Source organism: Acinetobacter sp. YH12021 (assembly GCF_013420145.1).
GTDB classification, from domain to species: domain Bacteria; phylum Pseudomonadota; class Gammaproteobacteria; order Pseudomonadales; family Moraxellaceae; genus Acinetobacter; species Acinetobacter towneri.
In genome coordinates this window covers 1-3,846 of record NZ_VOYT01000049.1, presented here as the reverse complement: position 1 = coordinate 3,846, position 3,846 = coordinate 1, and the positions used below count along the sequence as shown (strand labels likewise).

General features: G+C 40.4%; 4 protein-coding genes and 1 pseudogene. 3 read left to right on the top strand and 2 right to left on the bottom strand.

The window, feature by feature from the left end:
* Positions 1-126 precede the first annotated feature (126 nt).
* Positions 127-540: pseudogene (locus tag FTT91_RS14265) on the top strand (integrase core domain-containing protein); the annotation flags it as partial.
* A 227-nt stretch (positions 541-767) separates the two neighbouring features.
* On the opposite strand, the gene FTT91_RS14260 reads toward FTT91_RS14265, so the two are convergent.
* Together FTT91_RS14260 and FTT91_RS14255 are read right to left on the bottom strand one after the other, a co-directional pair.
* Positions 768-2,513: a choice-of-anchor F family protein gene (locus FTT91_RS14260; RefSeq protein ID WP_180169691.1), complete on the bottom strand. Its 1,746-nt coding sequence runs from the start codon at positions 2,511-2,513 to the stop codon at positions 768-770.
* Positions 2,500-2,643, bottom strand: coding sequence for a hypothetical protein (locus FTT91_RS14255; RefSeq protein ID WP_180169689.1), 144 nt, complete (start codon positions 2,641-2,643; stop codon positions 2,500-2,502). The genes FTT91_RS14260 and FTT91_RS14255 overlap by 14 nt, the downstream gene beginning before the upstream one ends.
* A gap of 97 nt (positions 2,644-2,740) precedes the next feature.
* Between FTT91_RS14255 and FTT91_RS14250 the strand changes: the two genes are divergently transcribed.
* Together FTT91_RS14250 and FTT91_RS14245 are read left to right on the top strand one after the other, a co-directional pair.
* Complete coding sequence (locus FTT91_RS14250) at positions 2,741-2,887, top strand: hypothetical protein (RefSeq protein WP_155756785.1); 147 nt, start codon at positions 2,741-2,743, stop codon at positions 2,885-2,887.
* 268 nt (positions 2,888-3,155) lie between these two features.
* On the top strand, positions 3,156-3,846 hold a 691-nt coding region (locus FTT91_RS14245; protein ID WP_180169690.1), incomplete at its 3' end, for a BapA prefix-like domain-containing protein.

Below are 3,846 nucleotides of genomic sequence, written 5' to 3'. Positions count from 1 at the left end.
TTAGCAACAGGAGGTGTTGCTGAATATATATCCATGTTCATGGATTAAGTCCCCACTTGTTTTTAGGTGGGAACTAAATTAAGGCTTATAGGATCGCTTGGTAAGGCTGTGTTAGCCGGATGCTTACGTAGTTATCGAGTTCACAACGTGATTGATGACTATAATCGCGAGTCATTGGATATATTGATTGACTTTTCGTTGCCAGCAGAACGTGTGCTGAGAGGACTTGATCAGCTCATTGAATGGCGAGGTAAACCTAAACGCATTAGAACCGACAATGGCCCAGAGTATATAAGTGAGCTGATGGAAAAGTGGTGTGATCAGCATGGTATTGAGCATGTATTTACTCAACCAGGCAATCCACAGCAAAATGCATATGTTGAGCGATTTAATTGTACAGTACGTTATGAGTGTCTAAATCAATATTTATTTCGAGATCTGAGCGAGGTGCAGGACTATACAACTGACTGGCAGTACTTTTATAATCATGAACGACCTCATATGTCAGTAAATGGTTGTCCACCTATTTTTAAACAATAACAAGGCTTTAGATTTTCTACCCATTAATTCAATTAAAAATGGGGGTATTACCGATTCAGCGGACGCTTACATTAAAATTGGTATGGGATTCAGCGGACGCTTACACGCCTACGAATAAACTGACACTTTTTTAGGCAAAATATACTCATAAAAAAGCCAGATAACTTAGTATCTGACTTCTCATAAAATCTCAAACTCTAAGAGAAAGAAAAGAGTTTTCTATCTCTTTAAAAAGTAGAATTAATGCCTATTTGGATGCCTTGATTATCATAGTCACTACCAAATTTTCCATTATAACCACCGTATAAAGCAACTTGGCTAGAGTCATTAGATTTAATAACATGGTCTAATCCGATACTAAAGTTTACCAAATCTTTATCCATACCTTGCACTGTGTAAGGAGCGAGAGATCTTGCTTGACCTACAATGCCAGTTTGGATATTAAGATCGTCTCCAGAGACATTCGTGTATTTAACACTACCTAGTAGACGAGTATTACTAGTAGGGAATTGATATTCACCAAGTACACCGATAGAAGTTCGAAGGATATTAGAATCTTGATCTCCAACTGCTAAATTCCAAATATCTGTGCCATTTTCAGTAAAGCCATCAACTGAGACATCATAGTATTCAATTGAAGCAGTTGGACCGATTTTGAACGCACCTATATTTTTTAAGTAATCGACACTTAACGCCGCAAACACCTGCGTGCCGTCAGTCTTACCAGTGGCGGTATCACCCTCAAATGTATCTCGTTTTGATTCATAAGATAAATCTTGATAACCGACCAACGCTTGCACCAATCCACCCTCACCGAAACGAGTGCGCGTGAATGCTGCTACAGAGTAACCATCAGCTTCTATTTCGCCAAAATATTGATGGGTCTTTGCCGTTGCATCGGTATAACCTACTGCTAGACCAACTGATGAGTTAGTATTTGTTAGACGCTTCTCTATACCTGCCGTTAGCGAATACACATCAACATCATAGCCTAAAGCGTTAGATAATGGATCATACTCTGAACGTGAAAGGCTCGGTGAGACGAAGCCATATAGATCGCTATCCATCGACGACCAGCTACCCGTGTCATTTGACGCAGCTTTTTGGTTGCCGTTGTTGCTACTCCAAGGAACATATCTTGTGATCGCAGCAACTTGGTCACGTGCGGTCTCAAAGCCAATACTAGTAAATGCTGGCGCATGGCCAAACCCAACACTTTCCAAAGCTCTTGCAACGTCGTTTGCGTTTCCTTCAGCAATAAGACTTTCGATTGCTGCTTGATATTTTTCAGCACTACCTTCAACAGTATTTAGATATGGTACGTTAGCTAACGTATCTAAATAAATCGCATTTTTTAATTGCATTTCAGTTGTTGCATTCGCAACGATGGGCGCAAACTCTTTAGATATACGAACAACAAACTCATTACCATCAATATTGCCAATGCTCATGGTGTAGTTTAAGTTGGCATTACGTAGATCTTCAATAGGTAAAACTTCGAAGCCTTTTTCTTTAGCTGCCGCAAGGATTTCAGCTGGTACTAATTCTCCAGATGCATAAGCTAATGCTGATACGTCAACACCTAATGAATCAGCTAAAGCTTGAAGACGACTATTAGTTAGATTGCCATAGGTCCAGCCACCACCCGCTAAGTTATTCCACGCAACAAGAGCAGCTTCTTCAACACCGTTACTATAGTCCCAGAACATACCATCCGGTACCATAGTGTTATCTAGGTAACCCTCTCCGAAGTGCTTCGTATAGCCATCAAGATCTAAAGCACCAAATTCTAACTTATTAGGTGCTACAGCTTTTGTAAATACTGCTTTCGTACCAGAGACGAAAAAACCTGTACTGTCCTCACCTTCTTGTCCACCATTACCGAATAAACCATCAGTTAGACTAGCGCCAAGACCAATCTTTGTTGCAGCAGTATTGAACAATACTGCATTGGCAGGATCAGTTGGATCCATCAATTTGCCATCTTTTCTTAGGTGCAATAGCTGTGATTTCAGCCCAAGTAGAAGGATAATCTTTTTCAGATTCAATCAATAATTGAACCGCTCTTTCTCTGATTTCAGGGGTATATTTTGGTTTTGTCATTGGAACATTCTCTCAAGAAAGTTGGTCTCCGACAAACCCGGTACGGTTCAGTTTCAAAGGTCTACATCGGAAACAACAATTCATTTCTGTGTACTATATGGCGAAATATACGGAAGGCACGTTGAAAGAATGTGGGTTACATAGTCAATCCAACTATACAGATGAGGATTATGACATAAAACAATACCGTAAGGTCATTGCAGATGCGGATCAGCAAGCCCATGCAGTGATTCCATCTAGGTAAAATACGAAGTCATTGAAAGATAAATTTACAGAATTACGCCGACCCCACACCCAGGTTGTAACTTAAATTTGAATAGAATAGATCTAATTTTAAATTTGGGGCTTATACGAACAGAAATAAGAGGTAGCTATACATAGAAATATGTATAACATTTAAAGTTTAATTAAAATTATGCAAGGTGATTCACATTTTTTCTAATGTGTTGTATGGTGTCTATGTATTTTTGTTTACTTTTTAGCTATGAAAATCTAACAATCAGGGTGAAAGCATGCCAAGTATTAAAATTGTTGCAAAAGAAGGACACGAGGTTTTATCTCAGACGACAGATAAGAATAGTGTTGCACTCACCGAAGCCTCGGTGGTGACATTAGGGGTTGCAAAAGCAGATATTTCAGAGATTCAGCGCAATGGAGCGGATGTTGTCATTCGTTTAAAAAGCGGTGAAGTTATTGTGATTCAAAATTTCTATAGCACCACGACAGCAACCGATAATAGTCTGGTATTAGAAGATGGCAATCAGTTGCTTTGGGTGAAGTTAACGGATGAAACAGGCGCATTTCTTGCTGAAGTGGTGTATGAGCCATTAACGACAATTGAGCCATTATTATATTCAGAGGGCGTGCCTCTTTGGGCGTGGGCTGCAGGGGCAGTTGCTGTGGGAGGTTTGGCAGCAGGCTTAAGTGGCGGCGGTAGTGATGGTGGAAATGGTGGGGGTGAAACTGAAGCTTACACCGAAGCACGCGAAGCAGTTGAAAAAGCTGAAAAAGCTTATCAAGATGCCAAAGATGCTCTGGAAGACGCTGAGAAAGATGGCAACATCACCGCTGAAGAACGTACTGCTCTTGAGCAAGCAGTTACTGATGCAGAACAAGCAAAATCTGATGCACAAGACCTTGTTGATGCATTGCCAGAAGATGCACAAGAAGGCCTGCAAGATCGCTTAGATGCATTAACTGACC